This is a genomic window from Rossellomorea sp. GQ25 (assembly GCF_059758515.1).
Genome location: NZ_JCAXEQ010000002.1, coordinates 651,010 through 670,880, shown reverse-complemented (window position 1 = coordinate 670,880; position 19,871 = coordinate 651,010). Strand labels below are relative to the sequence as shown.

Genomic DNA, 19,871 nt, shown 5'->3' with positions numbered 1-19,871 from the left:
GAATGATTATAGGCTTGTTAGTATTGGCTATTATTCTATTAATTGTTGGGTTTTTAACACCAATCGATTTACAATTCATTTTGTCAAAACGGGTGATCTCCTGGTAGACCAGATGGCAGGTGCATCTGTAGGCGGGATTCTTCTGATGTCATCATGGATTTGGAGAATATGAGTAAAAAATATGTCAGCAGATGGTGGAGAATTATTATGTTTGGTTTCTAAATATTGGCAGCCTTATACTGGGTTTACTGGCCTGGACTCTTCCAGTAGTGAATCTCATTCGGTATGGAAAGAATGATCAGAGGAGTTTGGTCGCCCTTTCCGTTATGAGCCCCCTCAGTGCGTGTGCAATATCGTTATGTTTCCAGATTTTCTACCACTATCATCTGGTCACGATCGAGGACTGATCCGCTCTTATGGATATAACGGAAACAATGGTGGTCAGCGCATCAGTGCTTCTCATTGTAACAATCTTATTAATACGGTTACTCTGATCGTATATCGTAACAGGAGCACAACATAATAAGAAAGAGGTGTTATCATGACTCCAAATGAAAATGTGAGGATATGCGACAAAGGGCACAGATATGTGAAAAAGAGCGATTGCCCGACCTGTCCCATTTGTGAGAACGAACGAAAACCCGAAACAGGATTTCTTTCCGTCCTCCCTGCACCAGCCAGAAGAGCATTGGAAAACAATGGGGTTACCTCTTTAGAGACGTTATCGACATTCAATGAGAAAGAGGTTCTTGCCTTTCACGGTATGGGACCGTCTTCTATACCGAAGCTTCGGAAGGTGTTGGGGGAGAATGGGTTGTCTTTTAAAAAACAGGAAAAACCGCAATCACGTAAGGGTTAAATAAGATGAAAATGGTGTTGGGAAAAATCATTTATTATTTTTATCGGTTCAAAAAAGCTCAGAGCAAGAATCATCCGCTCTAAGCTTTTTTGTGTTGGACGAAAAGTGAAAAAGCATCATGTATGGTAATATGGTGCCATGCTATCCAACAGAAGAAGGTGAGCAAGTGGACATCAGGCATTTGAAATATTTTATAGAAGTAACGCGATTTAAGAGTTTCACCCGTGCCGCGGATCATTTGTTTGTGACCCAGCCGACGATCAGTAAGATGATCAGGAATTTGGAAGATGAGCTTGGGGTGGAGCTGTTTGATCGTTCGCGGAAACAGCTGGTGCTGACGGATGCGGGTCGGGCGATTTTGAAGCAGGCCCAGACGATTGATAAGGCCTTCGAGAATGTCCAGCATGAACTCGACGACCTGATCGGCCTGCAACGGGGGCATATCCGCATCGGACTGCCGCCGATCATGGATGCAGGTCAGTTCATCCGGGTCCTAGGGGAGTTCCATGCGTTGTATCCGGGTATCACGTTCCAGCTGATCGAGAATGGGACGAAGCGGATCGAAGAAGGTATTCTCGCTGATCAGCTGGATGTTGGGGTAGGGGTCCTGCCGACTGCCGGAGAGGATTTCCACCATTTTTCCTTTATGAAAGAAGAACTGCGGATCGTGGTGCCGAGGACGCATCGATTCTCCGGCAGGAAGCAGATCAAACTGAATGAGCTGGAGAAAGAACAGCTCATTCTCTTTAATAAGGACTTTGCCTTAAATGACCGGATCCGGGGGGCATGCAAAGAAGCAGGCTTCCTTCCGAAGGTTGTGTCAGAGAGCTCCCAATGGGATTTCATAGGGAAGATGATCGAGGCCGAACTCGGGATTTCGATCCTGCCGTACAGTGTCTATGAGCAGTTGAAGGAGGATCTGGTCGCCATCCGGGTCGTGAAGCCCGTCATCGAATGGGACCTCGCAATCATTTGGAGAAAAAATCAATATTTATCGTATGCCACGAAAGAGTGGCTGACATTTACCCAGGAACGATTGATGGGGAGCATTTCTGACTGAGGAATGCTCTTTTTTTGCACCCGATTTGGGAAAAGTGGATATTGATACCATTTAGATGTAAGCCGTTGCATAGACATTATCTATGGTGATGATGAGGAACATTCATTTCACTTATCGTACTTCGAGGCGTACACTTTGGGTATCAAACGTTTGAGAAACCATTTTACAAAAGAAGGGACTTGTTCTTCATGTCACAAACAAAGCATCCGAAAGAGAGTCTGGTCGTCAGCACGGACCAGGTTATGATCAATGATTTAAATAATTACAATACCCTGTTCGGGGGAGTATTGATGAAAAAGCTCGATAACAATGCGACATTATCTGCAAGACGTCATGCTCGGGTGAAGGAGTGTGTGACGGCATCAACGGATTCCATCGACTTCCTGTACCCGATCCATCAGTCGGATTCCGTTTGCGTGGAATCCTTCGTCTCATATGTCGGGAATAAATCGATGGAAATCTTCTGCAAAGTGATCGCCGAAGACATGATTACGGGCGAAAGAAGGATGGCGGCAACGGCTTTTCTGACCTTTGTGGCACTCGATGAGAATAAAAAGCCCGTCAAGGTTGCTGAAATCGTACCGGAAACAGAAGAAGAGAAATTCCTCTTTGAATCCGGAAAAGAGCGGGCTGAAAGAAGACGGATCCGCCGGAAACAAAGTAAACGACTCAATGAAATCATCGGATTGGAAAAACCATGGAATTTGGGAGGGGAAGCATCATGACAACAATGGTAGCAGGAATGAACGAATTGCACGAAGCCAAAAAAGATGTGGAATCGCTCAAGGAGGAATACCCAGAACTGAATGAGCAGCTCGTCCACGTCGCAAGCCTGACGAGACAACTACAATTGAAGTACGGATATATGGGGTCATTATTGAGAAATCAGGATTTGCCCAATTATGAGCCGCAGTTTGTGAGAGACTCGATCCTATCCCTCTATCAGGAGGAAGTCCGGAAGCTGAAAGAGAACCCGAATATCGTTCAGTTGATAGACATTATGAAAAAACACCGCCAAGTCAGCGATTCGAAATTGTTCTTATTGATCCTCGGTGCGAAGCCTGAGTTGCTGCAGGGGTCGACGATTATTAAATAGTGGAGCGGGAAATCCGGGAGAGGGGATTCTTCCGGATTTCGTACGTTTGGTACTAGGCAAAGGGAAGGGGGAGGTGGTTCCAATAGAAAGATTTTTCGACAAACGGCTAAAAAAGTACTGGAACCGGCTCATGGATGGCGATACCCGTTCGAAAAGGGCAGAACCGGCTTCAGTTGTAACAGGAAACTGGTCATAAAGTTCAAAAAACTGCCCAGCCATAGTCAAAATCTTTTCCAAAATGGGCAGAACCAAGAACCTCTTCATTAAGAACTGCAATCCATTCATAACCCAGCTTATAGGATTCTCCGACCCCGATCCACTACCTCCAAACCACCCCTTTCTCCCGTTCAGCCACCATTTCTTGAATCGTCTTCCCTATCAATTCGACGCCATCCCCGATCATGTTCTCCTCCACATGCGACACACTGAGACGGAGCTCGTCCTCTCTTTCCCAATCCGGTAGATACATCGATTCCGTGCTCTGAGCGAGAACATTCTTTTCCCTTACTCGTTCAATCAGTTTACTGGCTTTCAAATGGGAAGGAAGTCTGACTGTGGAGTAGAATCCCGATGCGGGGCATCTATAGATCGTCCCCTCCGGCATGAAGGTCTGATAAGCCTTACGAAGCAAAACTCCTTTTTTCCGATACAGCTTCCGGATCTTTTCAATATGGGTAGCAAACATCCCGTTTTTTAAGTAAATCTCCAAGGCTCCCTGGGTGATGACGGGAGTGTGGACGTCGGAGGCAAATTTGGCCCGGGTAAATCCTTCGATCAGTTCCTCTGGCAGGACAGCAAGCCCGAGGCGGAGACCGGGGAGGAGGGTCTTGGAAAAACTCTTTGTATAGATAACCCTCCCGTTCGGTTGATAGGCAAACATGGGATCCTGCTTTAAATCGGGATCCAGGTCCCCCATATAATCATCCTCCACAATGTACACATCATATCGATCTGCAAGCTCGACGATTTTCTTTCTTTCCCCGTTGGTGTAGCTGTGGCCGGTGGGATTATGAAATCTCGATACGGCATAGAAGAACTTAATGTCATCGTTTTTAAAAAGGGTCTCGAGCTGCTCAAGGTCCAGTCCATCCCTGCCGACTTCAATACCGACGCTTCGTACGGGTTGATTCTTCAATGACTCTATGAAACTCGGATGAGCCGGCTGCTCGGTGCAGATGGTCTGTTTGCCATTGGGGAAGGGAAGGCCGATCAGGATGTGAAGGGCCTGCTGGGATCCCGTCGTCACGGCGATTCGTTCCGGGACCGCAAACACCTGAAGATCCCGCAGGTGCCGGGCAAGTTCTTGTCGGAGGGTGAAAAGCCCGAGGAGTTCGGAATAGGTGAACATATCCTCTTTGTACCGGTCGATTGCCTGGTTCATGCAGTGCTTGTAATCAAGATAGGGCATGGCATGGGTATCGGGACCCGCAGATAAAAAGTCATAAACGGGCACCGTGGCATCGCGCTGCCTCTTGAAAGGAAAGTCTTCGACAAGATAATATCCGCTTTTATTGACGGCATAAATTTTGTGGCTGAACTCTAATTCTTTGTACGCTTTGATGACGGTATTCAAGCTGCAGGAGTACTGTTCAGCGAGGGATCTGATCGAAGGCAGGCGGCTTCCGGGCTTGAGAACTCCGGACTCGGCCAGCTCTTCGATGTAACATATGATTTCTTCAAACTTTGCAGGGGACATCTGGATCTCCTCCTAATCTGTATGGGTATAGTCTATGAAAAACGGCGTTGGGGCCTTCCTTTCCTGTCAGTATACTAGAAAACAAGAACGGGAGGCATGACGATTGGCCTGTCATTCTAGGAAATTAAAAGGAGAGGAACGAAATGAAACGAATGGCCGTACTTGTACTGAGCGTTGCCCTTGTTGTCATGGGGGGAACGTATGCCGATGCCAAGACAGATATCCAGACAGAAATAACCGACATGCTAAATGGGAAAGACGCGACGATCATCATCCGTAACCTGAAGACAGACAAAGAATTCATCTATAACAAGGCGCGAAGCAAACGGAGGTATACCCCGGAATCGACCTATAAAGTGCCCCATGCATTGATTGGATTGAAGACGGGAGCGGTCAAGGATGAATACGAGGTGAAAAGATGGGACGGGACAGTGAGGGAATTTCCCGATTGGAACAGGGACCACACCCTCGCATCCGGTATGAGATACTCCGTGATTTGGTACTATCAGTCCATGGCCCGGGATATTGGGAAAGAGAGAATGGAAGAAAACCTGGAGCTCATGCACTATGGGAATGAAGACATCTCAGGAGGCATCGACTCCTTCTGGCTCGACAGCAGTTTGAAAATATCGGCCCGTGAACAGACCGACTTTTTCGAAGGTCTTGTAGAAGAAAACCTCCCCTACGACAAGCAGCAGATGAGAACGGTGAAACGCATCATGATCAATGAAGAGCAGGATAACTATATCCTCCATGGCAAGACAGGTACCCGGCTATCGGATTTCGGGCTCGGCTGGTACACGGGCTATGTCGAAACGGACAAAGGCAACTGGGTATTTGCCGTCAACATGGACGGAAGCGGAACAGAAGCGAAGAATCTCACGGTGGAGGTTTTGGAAAAGCTGCGGATTATTCCGGGAAAATAAAGATGAGGGAGCTTATCTGATATGAGGGTAAGCTCTTTTCATGATTGAAGTTCGGATCAAGCTTGATTTTGATCGAAATCGAACCAACATGTCCAATTTTCAGCTTAGAGGTCCATATATACCGGATCTTGAAGCTCCAAACAGTCATCCGTCCTTCTCCAGTCCAATATATGAGCCGTTTGTCGAAATATCGCGGTTTTCGACTGGAGCATTCTCAAACATCTTCGAACGGTAATCCGCAAAAAGATTGAGAAAGATTCCAATATTTGAAATAATTAGGGTATCCGAATGAATGGGGGGTTCAGATGATTTTTCTTGCTGGAGGCATCATCGACATCCTGAGTGGGGTCGGCATTGTCTTTTTAATCCTGATCTCCTTTTTGATATTTACGATTTTGAGAAATAAAAAATAATGCTCGGAGAAGGGATCGAATGTGTTAAGAAATCCTAAGGAGGTGCACGGGTGAAATCCGAAATCAAGATTATCCCGTTTCAACCCCACTATGCCGAAGAAACCGTAAAAATGTGGAGGGAAAGTAAAGAACGGGCGATTGGCCAAAAAGAAAAACATAGCTTTGAAAGCCACCTCTATTTTTTAACGAGTATCCTGCCTGAACAATTTCATATTGATCTAGCATTAATAGGAGAGAGGGTAGTGGGAATGGCAGCTTATAATGAAACGGAAATCGGTCAGCTATACATTCATACAGAATATCAAGGGTTAGGAATCGGTCAGATCTTATTGGATAAAGCGAAAGCACAATCGAGTGATCGCTTAACCCTGTACACATTTGAAATAAATAAAAATGCCCAATTATTCTATGAAAAGAATGGATTTGAAATCATCGGAAGAGGGCAGGAGAATGAGGAGAATCTGCCGGATATTCAGTATGAATGGCGTTTGAAGGATTAGGGATACGAAGATGAGAAAATACTTTGGCATTGTATCGATCTTCATCCTGATTGTGACCTTCTTGATTTTACAATCTCTCGTTGGAAAACAAATCGGGCATCTGTGGGTGTGGATTATCGGAATAGGATATGTCGGTTCGGTCCTGGCTTCATGGTATAGTGCGCCGGGATTTTGGAGGAAGGCATCGGCGGCGATTTTGGTGGTACTTCCGGTTGGGTTTTTGATTTTTATTGTACTGTTTATGATTGGGTTGAGGGGGTCCGGGTTTTAAATCTCTTCATAATGAAAAAGTGTCCATAGACTTGCGGTCGTTCATTCGGAACACTTTTGTAATGCGGAGGGAACCATACTGCTTATAGAAACGGTCCACACATAGGATCGTTTTTTTATGCCGATATACGGCTCCCAACATAGATACGGAGACTTAATGTACTTGGAAAAAACAGGATTATTATCATGGGCTGGCGAATATTTTAGAGTGAAAGCAGGAGACGAGACGGAGATTTATTGGAGTATCAAAGATGGCGATAGATAAGGAGGAACACATGAGCCAACATAACCACGAAAAGCAAAAACGGGTTCAACACCTATACCGGAAGAAAAAGCGTGAGGACTCTTCCCATAAATTCTGGACGGTGATCGTGACTCTCTGTGTGATCCCGGTGCTGATTCTTCTGGTGACGAGCGCATTATTCGATCTTGGCGTACAGCTGCCGGAGTTTTTTGGAAGATAATAAAGGGTCTGCACTATTATACGTTTGTGAAAAAGGAGATCAACTGATGAAAAAACGTTGGATTGCAGTTGTCCTACTGGTGCTTGCTGTCATGGTAGGGAGTGCTTATTTCTGGCTGAGAGGGAATCAGCCACTCGAAATCGGCGTCATTGGTCAAAACGAAAATGGGACGTCCGTCCTGGTGGAGGTAACCAATCATGGTTTCCGTGAAGCTCAAGTTGTGAGAGTCACGGTCAATAATGATAAAGCTCCCGAAAAAGCGAGGATGCAGGTTAGTAATCTCCTACAAGGTTTCTCTATAACCGACGATGATCGAGATAAGCTTCCAGACGAAATAAGACTCAAGAACATAGAGGATGTATCGATCAAAGCGGGGCCATCTCATTCAGAGCAAATGGGGAAGTTGGACGATGGGGCTGCGACGAAAGACGATACCATTTATGCCGTGAATGTGTTTCATGATGAAGAAGTCAATCGTGTGATGATCGAATATCAGTACTTCGGGTTGTCTTTTCATGAAACAGTGGAGGTCCCTTTTTAAAAAAAGTGGATCTTTTTTCATGGAGAATCCATATGTAAAGAGGAAACGCACCACTCCATCTTGAAAGTATAAGTGATATGGAAATACTGGAGGAGAAAAAGATGAATGCGAAGGAAGTATTACTCATGCAGTTGGATGCCTGCCACACCGAAAATACCTGGTTTGTGTCGTTGATCAATTCCATTAACGGTCTCACCGAGGAACAAGCAAAGTGGAAGCCAAATGAAGCCACCAATTCCATCTCTGAAATCATCCATCATCTCATCTACTATAATCAACGCCATTTAAATCGATTGAAAGGTATTGAGAATGAAGAGAGTACAGGTGAGAGTACGTTCTTGAACAGGGAATGTATCAGTTGGGATGAGACGGCACTGCGGGTTGATCAATTGATGGATGACTGGAAGAAAGCGGTTGAAGAGTCCGATGAAGCGGACCTGAATAACTGGGCGACTAACATTGCCCACCTCACCATTCATACCACTTACCATGCAGGGCAAATTCTTTATATCAGAAAATTACAGGGCTCGTGGGATTCGAAAGAGGGAGTGAAAGGATAACTTCTTCTCGTCCCGACCAGTGAAGAGGACTTGGGGCAAGTCCTCTTTAGTTTGTTTGCGCCACGCTCCTTCTCCCCAACCGCATGGACATCCCGATCGAGATCAAAGAAAGGGTGACGATCATCCACACCACACCGGGCCAGTCGAAATGGTGATAGAAGCTTCCGCTGACGGTACCGCCGATGCTCGATCCCGCGTAATAGGCGGATAGGTAGAGGGCAGAGGCCTGTGCTTTATCGTGGACGGCTAAGCGTCCGACCCAGCTGCTGGCGATGGAGTGACCGGCGAAGAACCCGTACGTAAAGATGGCGCTCCCGATGATTTTCACCAACAGGTTCGGATGCAGGGTGGTGAAGACCCCGGATAACATGATGACTAGCGATAGTGGCAGAATTCTTTTTTTTTCCATACTGATCGGCGAGCATCCCCATCCAGGTCGAGCTGAAAGTGCCGACGATATAGACGATGAAGATAAAGCCGACGACGGTCTGGCTTAGTGAGTAAGTGGTGCGATCAGCTCGAATCCGATGTAATTGTAGAGGGACACGAATCCGCCCATCAGTAGAAATCCGATGGTGAAGAGATAGGTGAGTCCCGGCACTTTGAATTGGATGAACAGAGATCCGGCCAATGATTTCAGCTGAAATGTCTGCGGTTTGAAATGGGCAGACGGGGGAAGGAGCACAAGGAAGATGATGCTTGATAGCAGGCTGATGACTCCGATTCCCATCAAGGCAATATGCCAGCTGAAATAATCGGTAAGGACGCCGCTGATGATCCGACCGGACATTCCCCCGATGGAGTTTCCGCTTATATACAACCCCATGGCCATCCCGAGACTCTTCGCTTCGATTTCCTCACCCAGGTAAGCCATGGCGACAGCGGGAAGCCCGGCGAGTGTAATCCCCTGCAGGATCCGGCCAACGACGAGCATATGGAAGCCTGATGCAAATCCTGTACAAACGGCAAGAATGGAAGATGCCAGTAATGAAAAAGTCATGACGGATTTTCTTCCATAGACATCGGATAACGAACCTGCGATTAATAGACTGATGGCCAGGGCAATCGTGGTGGACGACTGGCTTAGACTTGAGGTGGCTGGTGAGATATCGAACTCACTAGCAATGTCCGGAAGCAGGGGCTGTGTTCCCCACAGGATGGCAAAGGTGCTGAATCCGCCTGCAAACAGGGCCAGGTTTGCATTTTTGAAGTCCGGTGTTCCCCGTTTGATGTAATCCATGTAGCAAGACGCCTTTTATACTTATCCTCTTTGATCCCTTCATCGTACACTTCTTCTGAAAGCACTTCTAATAGTAAGGATGCATGAATCATCCTGCCAATCCTCCTGTATAAATTAAATTACAAAAATGTTAAAAACCCCCTTTTTCTGTTTGATTCTTATCTCATGGAGGTATATAACCAATGTACAAACGTACAACACCACTTTACTACACTTAAGGAGGATTTTATTTATGGCAAACAATAGCAACAGTAACAACAGTAACAACAATAGCAACAGTAACAACAATAGCAACAGTAACAACAATAATAACGGCAACAAAATGAGTTACGAAGAAGCTGGTCGTAAAGGCGGCGAACAAACGGCTAAGAACCATGACAAAGAATTCTACCAAGAGATCGGAGAAAAGGGTGGAGAAGCAACCTCAGAAAATCATGACAAGAAATTCTATCAGGAAATTGGAGCGAAAGGCGGAAGCCAGTCCAGTAACTCCAGCAACTCAAATAACTCCAACAGTTCAAGTAGATCCAATAGTTCAAGCAATTCCAACAGCAATAAATAGCCACCGGTGGTTTCCTGAAACTCAAGAAGACCTGTCGATCGACGACGGGTCTTTTTGAGTTGAATTATGGGTCATTTATAAGAAGCTTAGAGTGTAATACATGTTCTAATAAGGCTAAGGCGGAGTCGATATCATGATAGCTTTTCTCAGAGTCATGTTGAGTGATGACGAATGAGTTTAATTCCTTGGAGTAAGAAACCAGCAATACTTCAGCATCATGTTTAGAAAATGACTGGGTGATATCACAATCTGAAAAGGTTTGGAGCGTCTGCAAAATGGTAAGCAGCTCACAGTTTCTTGACATCATCTTTATCTCCTTTCTAAAAAAAAGGGAAGAAAACTGTCTGATTTTGGCTAATTTTAACATACTAATAAGTTGCTTGTAAGGGAGAAAAGTCGTGTTTCTTACCTGAAAGTATGTATGAATAAGGGTCCTTTAATTGGTAGAGACTATAAATGAACACCCTTCATAAACTTTCTTTGCCCTCTTAACTTGTAGAGGGTCTTTTTTATAAAAATTCTTCAGCATAGGAGACGTGTATGCGAGAGTATGATCAAATAAGAGAAAAAGATGTAGCCCTTAACCATGAATACATCCAGTATTGGCTGGACCATTGCTTTCTATCTCCACGCTGGTGGTTTATAGTCGTCCTCTTTATCCTATCCTGGGTCATCTTTTTTCGCTTAACGAAAAGAGAGGAGTTGCCGAGGCTTCTTTTTCTTGGATTGATTTGGATCATGGTTGCCGCAAACCTGGACGGGATGGGGTTTGACCTTGGCTTATGGGGCTATCCGGGACAGCTACTCCCCATACTTCCAAAAGCATATGTCTTTGACTATGCGCTGATCCCTGTCACATATATGCTCTTGTATAAATACTTTCCTAAAGGAAAAGGGTTTCTGTATGCGAATATCGTTCTTTCGGCAGGAGCATCGTTTATCGCCGAGCCTGTTTTTGAATGGTTACATATTTATCATATCTATCATTGGAAGATTGGGTGGTCCTTTGTCATCTATATCGTTCTTTCGTACTTGATCAGGTGGGTGGTCGAGTTGGTATTTAGAGGGGAGAGGTAGGACTAATCTAAATCAGAGTCAGTATTTCTATGTGGATGAAGAAGGAAAGCGAACCCTCCTCTAAGATGATTGCATTCACCATAGTGGCGGTGGAGGCATGACCGGATCCGACGACGGGGAGATTGTATATGATGAATTCCAGGTGACGAATACGTCCTGCGGGGAGGAGTTCTTCTTAGAAGGGAATGAACGATACTCTGCCCAGGGTCGGGAGATTGGGAAGTATTATGATGGGCTCGACTAAATAGGTTGAGCCTCTTTATTTATGAGGGATTGAGTTCGCGGCTTTCTTTTGAAATAATTGGTAGTAACATACTTAAGGAGGTTATGCTGAACGATCATACGTTTAAGCCGTTTCTTGACGCATTTTCAGATTGATTATCAAGCCAGGGAAATCGTGGATTTAGGATAGGATGAACTGTACCCAATGGATTCGCTGATAAGTGGGTATGGAGGCTATTAAAGACAGAAATTACGGGGGCATTTCTGGTGATTAGTGAGAATATAAGCTGTCCCTATGAGTTCCAGGGAACGTTTTTTTGAGTAATCGTCAATTTTCACTGTGAAAATGACTAGAACTTTAAAAGTAACGGAAGTAAGAGAGCAGTCTCCATGCTTCCCAAAAGGAGTACATAAGATGGGATCAAATCCGGGTGTAGAAACCGAAAAGAAAGTAGTCTTCACTATATTGGGCATCTTTTGTTTGTGTGTCGTGGCATTCGGGATATATGCAGTCTATTGGGCTTTTTATGATATGAACAGGCTGCCGAAAGGAGAATATCTGACAGAAGAATCATCCCCCGACGGGAAGTACACATTGCGGGCATACGTAACGAATGGATGAGCGACGACTTCCTATGCTGTCAGAGGCGAGTTAGTATATAACGAAAAAGAGAACAAGACTAAAAATATCTATTGGGACTACCGGGAAGAAAAGGAAGAGATTACGTGGACGGATGGGGATACGGTGGTGATCAATGGGGTGTCGTTGAATGTGCCTGGCGAGGAGTTTGATTTTCGGCATCAATAGAAGTGCAGGGACGGGTGTGATGCTTCCGGAAATGAATGATAGATAAAGGATGATTTAAATGAAGAAATTTATCTATTCCATTTTAGTATTATTGATAGGGTTGGTGTTTACTATTTTCTTAGGTGGAAGTCTTTGGAGCGGAGACGGACCCATCACGAGTGGAACGTTTAACTCAGCGATGATGGCTTTGATTTTTGCTATTCTCTTCCTGTGTGCCACCATTGTGTTTTCGACCTTTTTGATGATTGAGGAAATGAAGAAGATAAAATAAATTCTTTAAGGGGGCTCATCTAAAATCAGATGGGCTTTTTTAGTGAAGTAATGATTGAGTTCATTGCTTGCTTTTGAAATAATTGATATGGAGATAGTGGCCAGGATGAAGCTGGTTGATAGGGATATACAAAATCGTAAACAGTGGAGGTCGAAATGAAAACAGTGATAGCATTCAGCGGTGGGAAGGATTCCACCCTGGCATTATTTAATATTCAACAAAATCCGGAATACGAGATTGATTCATTGCTCGTGACCCTGACGGAAGGTTTGGACCGGGTTTCGATTCATGGAGTCAGGTATGAGTTATTAAAGATGCAGTCGGAGTCGCTCGGGATTCCGCTTCGTGAGGTCTGGATCCCGCAAGCGTGTTCGAATGAGATGTATCAGGAACGGATGGAGAGAGCCGTGTCAGATATGTTGGAAGACGGGGTCACACACATGGTCTTCGGGGATATTCACCTTCAGGATGTTCGGGAGTATAGGGAGAAGATGCTTTCGGGAACGGGGATCACTCCGGTCTTTCCTCTTTGGGGACGACCAGTCGGGGAATTGAGCCGTGAATTCATTGACCTCGGGTTTCAAACCGTGCTCACTTGTGTGGATATGGATCAATTGGATCGATCTTTCGCAGGCAGAGTGTATGATGAGGCCTTTATACGGGATTATCCTGAAGAGACTCACGATATATGCGGGGAGAATGGGGAATTCCATTCGTTTGTATTTGACGGTCCTAACTTTGCGTTTTCGGTTGAGTATGTAGTAGGGGAAGAAAGGGTGACACCTGATTATCTCACTAAAAAGGATAGGTTCTTATTCATAGATTTAATACCAGCTAAACCAAGATAACTTTCTAAATCAATGCGTACGATGGAGTGTACAGGCTACTTTTTAAACTAATCCAATGGTAAATAAGAATAATTTTTTGCCATGCGCATGGCCTGAGTAATTGAAATATCATTTAGTGCAGTACACTTGATGAGGAAAACCGGCCAACCCCGGAATTGGCCGGTTTTTTTAAAAAAGCTAGCAAACCTATTTGTTGTAAGGGGTAATTTGTAAAAATCATGAAAAAGGAACTGATTTATAGGACTTTAAACTTAATCAATGAATGGCAATGATTTACTTAAGATTGTTAGACCCGAGGATCTCAACGTTTACCTTTGGCTTTATCGTCACTTGTTGATAGTCCTGTTTCCACGCTTCGGCATTCCAGGATTCAGGATGTTTCGTGGAGAGTTCTTTGGCGATTCCTAAAGCGTCACTATTGGATTTGATTAAAAGATCGGTAAGTTCTTTTGCTTTTTTCGTGAGCTTCTTTGAAGCTAATGTATTTAAGTTCTTGAGATCCTCAGAAGGTTTTTCTTCATAATAGCTTTGAATCCTTGCTTGTAGATCAGCGGTAATCGTGCATGTCACTTTTCCGTTTTCTTTCTTGACATCCATTTTTGTCTTGGCATTATCAATGGCAAGGGTAAAAGGCTGACTTAATTCTTCTGATTTTATACTAAATAGCGCCCTGTTTTCCAATTCATTCCTTAATATGAGCAGCAGTGAGGTTTGGCTTGTTGTGAGTGTATCACCAGTGAATTTATCACCGTTAAATAATGCTGACCCTGCCAGCATCACCTTGTTTTGGTGATCTTTTTTAATATAAGGAAGAAAGACATCATTTGTCTTGTCTGATATATCATTCCAAGCAGTAAACGTTGTTTCTTTAGGAATAGATGTTCCTTTTGTCCCACCGGTAAGCAGATTATCTATCTCGAAAACAATGGGACTATCTTCAAGCTTCAAGGACAAGATTTCATGGCCCTTTCCTTCACTTATAACAATTCGCGAGGAGATATATCCCCTAGTGGATCGAAGAATCGGCTCTACTAATGAAGTGATGCCCTTGGTTTGGGCCAATTCTTCCCCGACAATAATGATAAATGCTTTTCCAACATCCATATTCCCGGATACTTTATTTTGAAGATCCATCGCAAGCTGGGTAACCGTTTCGTTCTCAGTTTCATAAAATTCATCCTTAACTTCAAACTTACCTCCACCAGCGCTGCGTATATTAATCGCCCTGACTGTCCCCAGAATATGATCGGACTCTTCAGCCTTGTCAAAACTGATCCCGTTAACGAGTCTGTTGTCGTTTAGCTGGTTTTGGTCCCAACACCCTGCCAGAAGGAAGATCGCAATGAAAATAACCGGAATCTTTCTCAATAGGAAACCTCCTTTTCCCGTTTCTTTACTAGGTAAGAAAACAATAGCAACATGCATGGAATGGCGAATACGACTGCATAGCTCAGATATTCAACATAGCTGGCATAGAGTTTTTGGGAGTCGGGATCTTTCTTTGCAATCGTAAATAGGACGAAAATCAACGTGCTATTCATCAAAACCAGTTTATAAGGTTTGCCCTTAAAAAAAGAAAGACTTTTACTGCCCAGATATATATAGATGACAATCGATGCTGCCAGTGGAACAATCCATATCGATATAAAAAGTAAATCGACACGGTCTACCATTTGAAAATAAAGGGGACGCAAAAAGTAGATAACGGGATATTTAATTTGTTTCAGGACGGATTCACTGAAAATCATGATGCAAAGAATGACAAAATAAGTAGTTAAACCTGTTACAAAGACATTGGCCCATGTGATGACTTTTAAGAATGAGGTTCCCTTCTTAGAGGCGAGGGGATATAAAAACAGGATCACCTCAAATCCTAAAATGGCTAACAGACAATCTTTGCTGCCGATGACAATTTCCTTTATGCCGGTGGTTCCTAAAGGGAGAATATGGTGTATGTCCACAGGCAGAAGAAAGGAAAAAAAAGAGATTCCAAATAAGAAAAGAAAAAGAATGGATATGAGCCCAAAGAATCTGGCGATAATTCGAATGTCACTGATGGCTAAGTACGTACAGGTAAGCATCATCAGCAATCCGATTACCCAAAAAGGAGTGTTCGTCAACAGATGTTCTTTTATGATGGACGTATACCGAAGCAATACAAACGATGCAGTTACGATAAAGTAAAGATACAAGATCATATTTACAAAGCTTCCTACATATTTCCCCAGTAAAACTATTGTGATTTCGGCATAGTTTAAATTTGGGAAACGCCTCAATAATAGCCAGATAATAACTAGAAACAGCTGGAGAACCACTCCTGCCAAAAGAACCGACATCCAGCCGTCTCCTTTACTTGTACTTTGCAAGGTATTTGGCAATGTAAGAATGGCGAATCCGACTTGAGTTTGGGTCATAAGAAAAAATATCTGCCAGTTCGTTAGGGATCCTGTCTGTGACATTGACTATTCCACACTTTCATTTCTGGATTACCTACGTTTGTTTTAAAGTGTTATTCCTCTTTTTGGTTTTGATAATTGAATCTTTAATTCCCTTGAAGTGTAATGGGGCTACGGGTTCCAAGTAAGGTTTTCCGAAAGACTCCAACCTGCAGAGGTGTATCAGTAATACTGTAAGAGCAAGGACAATGCCTAAAAAGCCAAAAAAAGTGGCAGCGAGCATAATAGGAAAAGCCATGATTCGGGCACCCGTCCCCATTTGGTTGACAGGTGCTACGAAAGAGGCAATGGCAGTAAGTGCAATGACTACGATCATCGTGTTGGAAACAAAACCCGCTTCTACTATTGCCGTCCCGATGACCAAACCGCCGACAATCCCGATTGTTTGTGCGATTGGTGAGGGGAGGCGGATCGCCGCCTCCTTTAACAGTTCCAGCACAAGCTGCATCGCAATGGCTTCAAAAAATGGTGGCAGCGGGACGTATTCAATTTGAACCCTGATCGCATATTGAATCCCAATGGGCAGAACTTCTGAATGAAAGGAAACGACTGCGATATAAATGGCGGGTAAGCAGATGGCCACCAAAAAGCTGAATATCCGTATGAGCCGGAAAAAAGACCCGATGATCCATCTACTATTATAGTCATCAGGTGACTGATAAAAGCTGAAAAATGTAATAGGAGAAACGAGTACATGTGGAGTTCCATCCACGATTACAAGGGATTTCCCTTCTAACAAATAGGATGCTGCCCGGTCGGGTCTTTCAGTTGATAATATTTGGGGGAATATAGAATAGCTGTTGTCTTCAATTAATTCTTCCAGTTCCCCCGCAGATTGAATCTCCTCAACATCCACCGCTTCTATCCTTTTTACTAACACGTCTAATGGACCATGATCCACCAGTTCTTCAATATAGACAATCGATGCTTTTGTATTTGTTTTAGAGCCCAACGTATAATTTTTCATTCGTAACGAAGGGTTTTTCACTCTTCGTCTGATTAAGAAGATGTTTTTACTGATATTCTCCGTAAAGCCATCATGGGATCCTTTGATGATGTGTTCATTTTCCGGTTCCTGAATGGCCCTATCATCACCGGCGGAAACGGGCATCAGGAGGGCGGTATTTACACCTTCTGATAACAGGGCACAGCTCCCCTCGAGTAGACCATTCACGGTCACTTCAAGAGCGGTCGTTCTACTATACTCCGCATTTTTTATCACGGATTCCGGGACAGTCTCCTCTTTGCATTCAAGAAGCGGCTCAATAATATTTCTTTCTATCAGCTTTTTATCCACTAGAGAGTCGATAAAGACGAGTTTGCAAGGCTTATTCAGGAAGATGAGATCCCTCGTCTTCAAATCTTCTGTTTCATAGAGGGCAGATCGAATGACCTCTACATTCTCTTCCATTTTTTTTGACAGCTTATTAGAAGGACTCATTTATTGTTCACCTGCAACTCCGTTATGGTTTCCTTTATTCTTGCCCCAAATGGTGTTTTTTATGTTCGGTAAAGAAGGGATCGATGGGACAGACAATACTGTGCCAGGGATATTCGCCCCTTGATCATTGCAATGGGAAGAATGGAAAAGGATCTTCTGTACCTCTTTTTTCTATAGCAAGAGGTTTGATTCTAAGCATCAAAAGTCCCTTTTCTTTTGTATCTTACTAAAGTGATTTCTCGTGCTTAAATAATGAGAGATGAAATGAATTCCTGTATAAATAGGAAATGAATAAATGTATTTCCATCCTGTATAAACCACAAAATCACTCCACAAATAGCGGATCTGCTATAAATGAAATCAAAAAACCATACAGTATCCCTTTTTTAAGGAAACCTACATTTGGTTTGATTTGAATGAAAACAATTGTTAATACAGGAATAAGTGTAATATCCCATGGTTTATAAGAGGGGGAGAAGGGAAGAACCTCATAATTGTAATGCCATAATCCCAATTGGACCCCGATACTGTCCAGCCAAATCGCGATAACCATGACACAAAAGGCGATATATAATAACCGGTAGGTGCTCTCTTTGGGGCTGTATTTGGCCAATAAGATCCAAGGGATGATTGTCAGAAAAACTCCTATCCACCACTGCCACCCGAACACAATTTCTTCTTGCCATAAGTGGAATTTTTCTAGGTAAGTTTGGTGCATGGTTTCATATATTTTTTGGGCTTTTTGTTCGGTGCTCATTTTTCCCTCCTGACCACTTGGTGTAAAATGGTTAAATTTTTGCCGATCCATACTCCAATAGATTTGAAATGATATTATTAAGTAGTATTAGAGGAAATAAGTGATTTATTCATTCGCGGTATTGTACTTAAGATTTATTCCTGGTTTGGCTAGACTGGGGTTTCATGATGATTTGCCAGGGAGAATGGTAAGGAGTCTGTTTCGGAAGAAGCTGTCCTGAATACAAGAAAGGTCCGACCCTCAAGATGGAGGGACGGACCTTAAGCTTATATCAATGTCGGATAAGGTAGTCGAATGCGCCTAGTGCGGCGTTCGCGCCTGATCCCATGGAGATGATGATTTGGTTGTATGGGCTGTCCGTACAGTCTCCTGCGGCGAATACGCCAGGGACGTTGGTGGCACCATGTTTATCAACCACGATTTCACCGAATTTCGTGCGTTCCACAAGGTCGCCGAGCCAGTCTGTGTTTGGAACGAGACCGATTTGGACGAAGACCCCTTGGAGTTCGGTGTGTTGCTCTACATGTGTATCACGATCGGTGTAGGTAATCCCGTTTACCTTATCAGTACCGGTGATTTCCTGTGTCTGGACGTTTGTCAGCACCGTGACGTTCGGCAGGCTATGAAGACGTTTCTGCAGGACGTCATCTGCCTTCAGTTCAGGATTGAACTCAAGGACCGTAACATGCTTGACGATTCCTGCAAGGTCGATGGCTGCTTCGATTCCGGAGTTTCCTCCGCCGATGACAGCGACATCTTTGCCTTCAAACAGTGGTCCGTCACAGTGAGGGCAGTACGCCACTCCTTTGTTCTTGAACTCCTGTTCACCAGGAACGCCGATGTTACGCCAGCGTGCACCTGTCGAGATGATCAGACTTTTACTCTTCAGGACAGCACCGTTTTCAAGCTCTAGCTCAACAAGGTCTTTTTTCTCAAGACGGCTTGCGCGCTGAAGGTTCATGACATCGATACCGTAGTCCTTCACATGCTCTTCAAGGCTAGCCACAAGCTTCGGTCCTTCCGTGTGCTTCACACTGATGAAGTTCTCGATGCTCATTGTGTCAAGAACTTGACCTCCGAAGCGTTCCGCGACGATTCCTGTACGGATTCCTTTACGCGCAGCATAGATCGCCGCACTGGCTCCCGCTGGTCCACCACCGACGACAAGGACGTCATAAGGATCTTTATCCGATAGCTCTTCCGCACCGGGGCCTTCCACGATTTTAGAAAGAATCTCTTCTAGAGTCGTGCGTCCACCGCTGAAGAATTCAGCATTCAGGTAGACAGCAGGGACCGCCATGACGTTCTTGCGTTCCACTTCTTCTTTGAAGACAGCTCCGTCAATCATCGTGTGCGTGATATTCGGGTTCAGGACACTCATGATGTTCAGTGCCTGCACCACATCAGGGCAGTTGTGGCAGCTTAGGCTGACATACGTCTCGAAGTGGTGTTCGCCTTTGACGCTCTTGATCTGGTCAATGACGCTTTGATCCACTTTCGGCGCTCTGCCGCTGACTTGAAGGAGAGCAAGAACCAGGGATGTGAATTCGTGTCCAAGAGGAATCCCTGCAAAAGTGATTCCGGTCTCTTCACCAGGGCGATTCACGCTGAAGCTTGGTGTTCTTGTCAGTTCTGCTTTTTCTACGCTGATGCTGGATGACAAGGAAGAGAGCTCCTCGACAAGAGCCAGCATGTCCTTCGAAATGTCATCGTCGCCCGCACTGACTTTCAGGACGATGTCGCCTTCCATCATTTGCAGGTATTGTTCTAATTGTGCTTTTATATCTGCTTCAAGCATTCTCAG

Annotated in this window: 23 protein-coding genes and 2 pseudogenes; 17 read left to right on the top strand and 8 right to left on the bottom strand. The window is 44.4% G+C overall.

The window, feature by feature from the left end:
• Window positions 1–541 precede the first annotated feature (541 nt).
• From AC6CIB_RS09130 to AC6CIB_RS09115, 4 genes are all read left to right on the top strand, one after another.
• A complete protein-coding gene (locus AC6CIB_RS09130; protein WP_498279849.1) occupies window positions 542–859 on the top strand; it encodes an RNA polymerase alpha subunit C-terminal domain-containing protein in 318 nt (105 codons plus the stop codon).
• A gap of 166 nt (window positions 860–1,025) precedes the next feature.
• Window positions 1,026–1,919: a cidABC operon transcriptional activator CidR gene (cidR, locus tag AC6CIB_RS09125; RefSeq protein WP_498280551.1), complete on the top strand. Its 894-nt coding sequence runs from the start codon at window positions 1,026–1,028 to the stop codon at window positions 1,917–1,919.
• Between the two features lie 188 nt (window positions 1,920–2,107).
• A complete protein-coding gene (locus AC6CIB_RS09120; protein ID WP_498279847.1) occupies window positions 2,108–2,644 on the top strand; it encodes an acyl-CoA thioesterase in 537 nt (178 codons plus the stop codon).
• Window positions 2,641–3,015, top strand: a complete 375-nt coding sequence (locus tag AC6CIB_RS09115) for a hypothetical protein (protein WP_498279845.1) — start codon at window positions 2,641–2,643, stop codon at window positions 3,013–3,015. The genes AC6CIB_RS09120 and AC6CIB_RS09115 overlap by 4 nt, the downstream gene beginning before the upstream one ends.
• A 319-nt stretch (window positions 3,016–3,334) precedes the next feature.
• On the opposite strand, the gene AC6CIB_RS09110 is transcribed toward AC6CIB_RS09115, so the two are convergent.
• A complete protein-coding gene (locus AC6CIB_RS09110) occupies window positions 3,335–4,711 on the bottom strand; it encodes an aminotransferase-like domain-containing protein (protein ID WP_498279843.1) in 1,377 nt (458 codons plus the stop codon).
• 143 nt (window positions 4,712–4,854) lie between these two features.
• Between AC6CIB_RS09110 and blaOXA the strand changes: the two genes are divergently transcribed.
• From blaOXA to AC6CIB_RS09075, 7 genes are all read left to right on the top strand, one after another.
• Entirely contained in the window at window positions 4,855–5,637 is a 783-nt protein-coding gene (gene blaOXA / locus AC6CIB_RS09105; protein WP_498279841.1) for a class D beta-lactamase, read from the top strand.
• A gap of 40 nt (window positions 5,638–5,677) precedes the next feature.
• Complete coding sequence (locus tag AC6CIB_RS09100) at window positions 5,678–5,872, top strand: hypothetical protein (RefSeq protein WP_498279839.1); 195 nt, start codon at window positions 5,678–5,680, stop codon at window positions 5,870–5,872.
• Between the two features lie 288 nt (window positions 5,873–6,160).
• The gene (locus tag AC6CIB_RS09095; RefSeq protein ID WP_498280549.1) at window positions 6,161–6,550 is read left to right on the top strand and encodes a GNAT family N-acetyltransferase; all 390 of its coding nucleotides are present in this window, start codon (window positions 6,161–6,163) and stop codon (window positions 6,548–6,550) included.
• A gap of 10 nt (window positions 6,551–6,560) precedes the next feature.
• A complete protein-coding gene (locus tag AC6CIB_RS09090; RefSeq protein ID WP_498279837.1) occupies window positions 6,561–6,821 on the top strand; it encodes a hypothetical protein in 261 nt (86 codons plus the stop codon).
• Between the two features lie 274 nt (window positions 6,822–7,095).
• Window positions 7,096–7,284 (top strand): small membrane protein YnzI, encoded by a 189-nt coding sequence (gene ynzI, locus AC6CIB_RS09085; protein ID WP_498279835.1) that lies wholly within the window; start codon window positions 7,096–7,098, stop codon window positions 7,282–7,284.
• 46 nt (window positions 7,285–7,330) lie between these two features.
• Complete coding sequence (locus tag AC6CIB_RS09080) at window positions 7,331–7,825, top strand: hypothetical protein (RefSeq protein ID WP_498279833.1); 495 nt, start codon at window positions 7,331–7,333, stop codon at window positions 7,823–7,825.
• Between the two features lie 101 nt (window positions 7,826–7,926).
• Window positions 7,927–8,385, top strand: a complete 459-nt coding sequence (locus AC6CIB_RS09075; RefSeq protein ID WP_498279831.1) for a DinB family protein — start codon at window positions 7,927–7,929, stop codon at window positions 8,383–8,385.
• A 46-nt stretch (window positions 8,386–8,431) separates the two neighbouring features.
• On the opposite strand, the pseudogene AC6CIB_RS09070 reads toward AC6CIB_RS09075, so the two are convergent.
• A pseudogene (locus tag AC6CIB_RS09070) lies at window positions 8,432–9,625 on the bottom strand (MFS transporter).
• Between the two features lie 322 nt (window positions 9,626–9,947).
• On the opposite strand from AC6CIB_RS09070, the gene AC6CIB_RS09065 reads away from it, so the two are divergent.
• On the top strand, window positions 9,948–10,187 hold the full coding sequence (locus AC6CIB_RS09065; protein ID WP_498280547.1) for a KGG domain-containing protein: 240 nt from the start codon (window positions 9,948–9,950) through the stop codon (window positions 10,185–10,187).
• Window positions 10,188–10,251: 64 nt separating this feature from the next.
• Here the strand turns inward: AC6CIB_RS09065 and AC6CIB_RS09060 are convergent, their stop codons facing one another.
• On the bottom strand, window positions 10,252–10,491 hold the full coding sequence (locus tag AC6CIB_RS09060) for a hypothetical protein (RefSeq protein WP_498279829.1): 240 nt from the start codon (window positions 10,489–10,491) through the stop codon (window positions 10,252–10,254).
• Between the two features lie 236 nt (window positions 10,492–10,727).
• On the opposite strand from AC6CIB_RS09060, the gene AC6CIB_RS09055 reads away from it, so the two are divergent.
• The 5 genes and pseudogenes from AC6CIB_RS09055 to AC6CIB_RS09035 all read left to right on the top strand — a co-directional run bounded on the left by AC6CIB_RS09055 (window position 10,728) and on the right by AC6CIB_RS09035 (window position 13,413).
• Complete coding sequence (locus AC6CIB_RS09055; RefSeq protein WP_498279827.1) at window positions 10,728–11,264, top strand: CBO0543 family protein; 537 nt, start codon at window positions 10,728–10,730, stop codon at window positions 11,262–11,264.
• A gap of 97 nt (window positions 11,265–11,361) precedes the next feature.
• Window positions 11,362–11,508 carry a hypothetical protein gene (locus AC6CIB_RS09050; protein ID WP_498279825.1) on the top strand — a complete coding sequence of 49 codons (147 nt, stop codon included), beginning with the start codon at window positions 11,362–11,364 and terminating at the stop codon, window positions 11,506–11,508.
• A gap of 324 nt (window positions 11,509–11,832) precedes the next feature.
• Window positions 11,833–12,294, top strand: a pseudogene (locus AC6CIB_RS09045) (DUF5412 domain-containing protein).
• 58 nt (window positions 12,295–12,352) lie between these two features.
• Window positions 12,353–12,565, top strand: a complete 213-nt coding sequence (locus tag AC6CIB_RS09040) for a hypothetical protein (RefSeq protein WP_498279823.1) — start codon at window positions 12,353–12,355, stop codon at window positions 12,563–12,565.
• A gap of 155 nt (window positions 12,566–12,720) precedes the next feature.
• Entirely contained in the window at window positions 12,721–13,413 is a 693-nt protein-coding gene (locus tag AC6CIB_RS09035) for a Dph6-related ATP pyrophosphatase (protein ID WP_498279821.1), read from the top strand.
• A 273-nt stretch (window positions 13,414–13,686) separates the two neighbouring features.
• Here AC6CIB_RS09035 and AC6CIB_RS09030 read toward each other — a convergent pair whose 3' ends face one another.
• The 5 genes from AC6CIB_RS09030 to ahpF all read right to left on the bottom strand — a co-directional run bounded on the left by AC6CIB_RS09030 (window position 13,687) and on the right by ahpF (window position 19,865).
• Window positions 13,687–14,781: a Ger(x)C family spore germination protein gene (locus tag AC6CIB_RS09030; protein WP_498279819.1), complete on the bottom strand. Its 1,095-nt coding sequence runs from the start codon at window positions 14,779–14,781 to the stop codon at window positions 13,687–13,689.
• A complete protein-coding gene (locus AC6CIB_RS09025) occupies window positions 14,778–15,872 on the bottom strand; it encodes a GerAB/ArcD/ProY family transporter (RefSeq protein ID WP_498279817.1) in 1,095 nt (364 codons plus the stop codon). The genes AC6CIB_RS09030 and AC6CIB_RS09025 overlap by 4 nt, the downstream gene beginning before the upstream one ends.
• Before the next feature lie 31 nt (window positions 15,873–15,903).
• Entirely contained in the window at window positions 15,904–17,310 is a 1,407-nt protein-coding gene (locus AC6CIB_RS09020; protein ID WP_498279815.1) for a spore germination protein, read from the bottom strand.
• Between the two features lie 325 nt (window positions 17,311–17,635).
• Window positions 17,636–18,067, bottom strand: a complete 432-nt coding sequence (locus AC6CIB_RS09015) for a CBO0543 family protein (RefSeq protein WP_498279813.1) — start codon at window positions 18,065–18,067, stop codon at window positions 17,636–17,638.
• A gap of 271 nt (window positions 18,068–18,338) precedes the next feature.
• A complete protein-coding gene (ahpF, locus tag AC6CIB_RS09010) occupies window positions 18,339–19,865 on the bottom strand; it encodes an alkyl hydroperoxide reductase subunit F (protein WP_498280545.1) in 1,527 nt (508 codons plus the stop codon).
• Window positions 19,866–19,871: the final 6 nt, after the last annotated feature.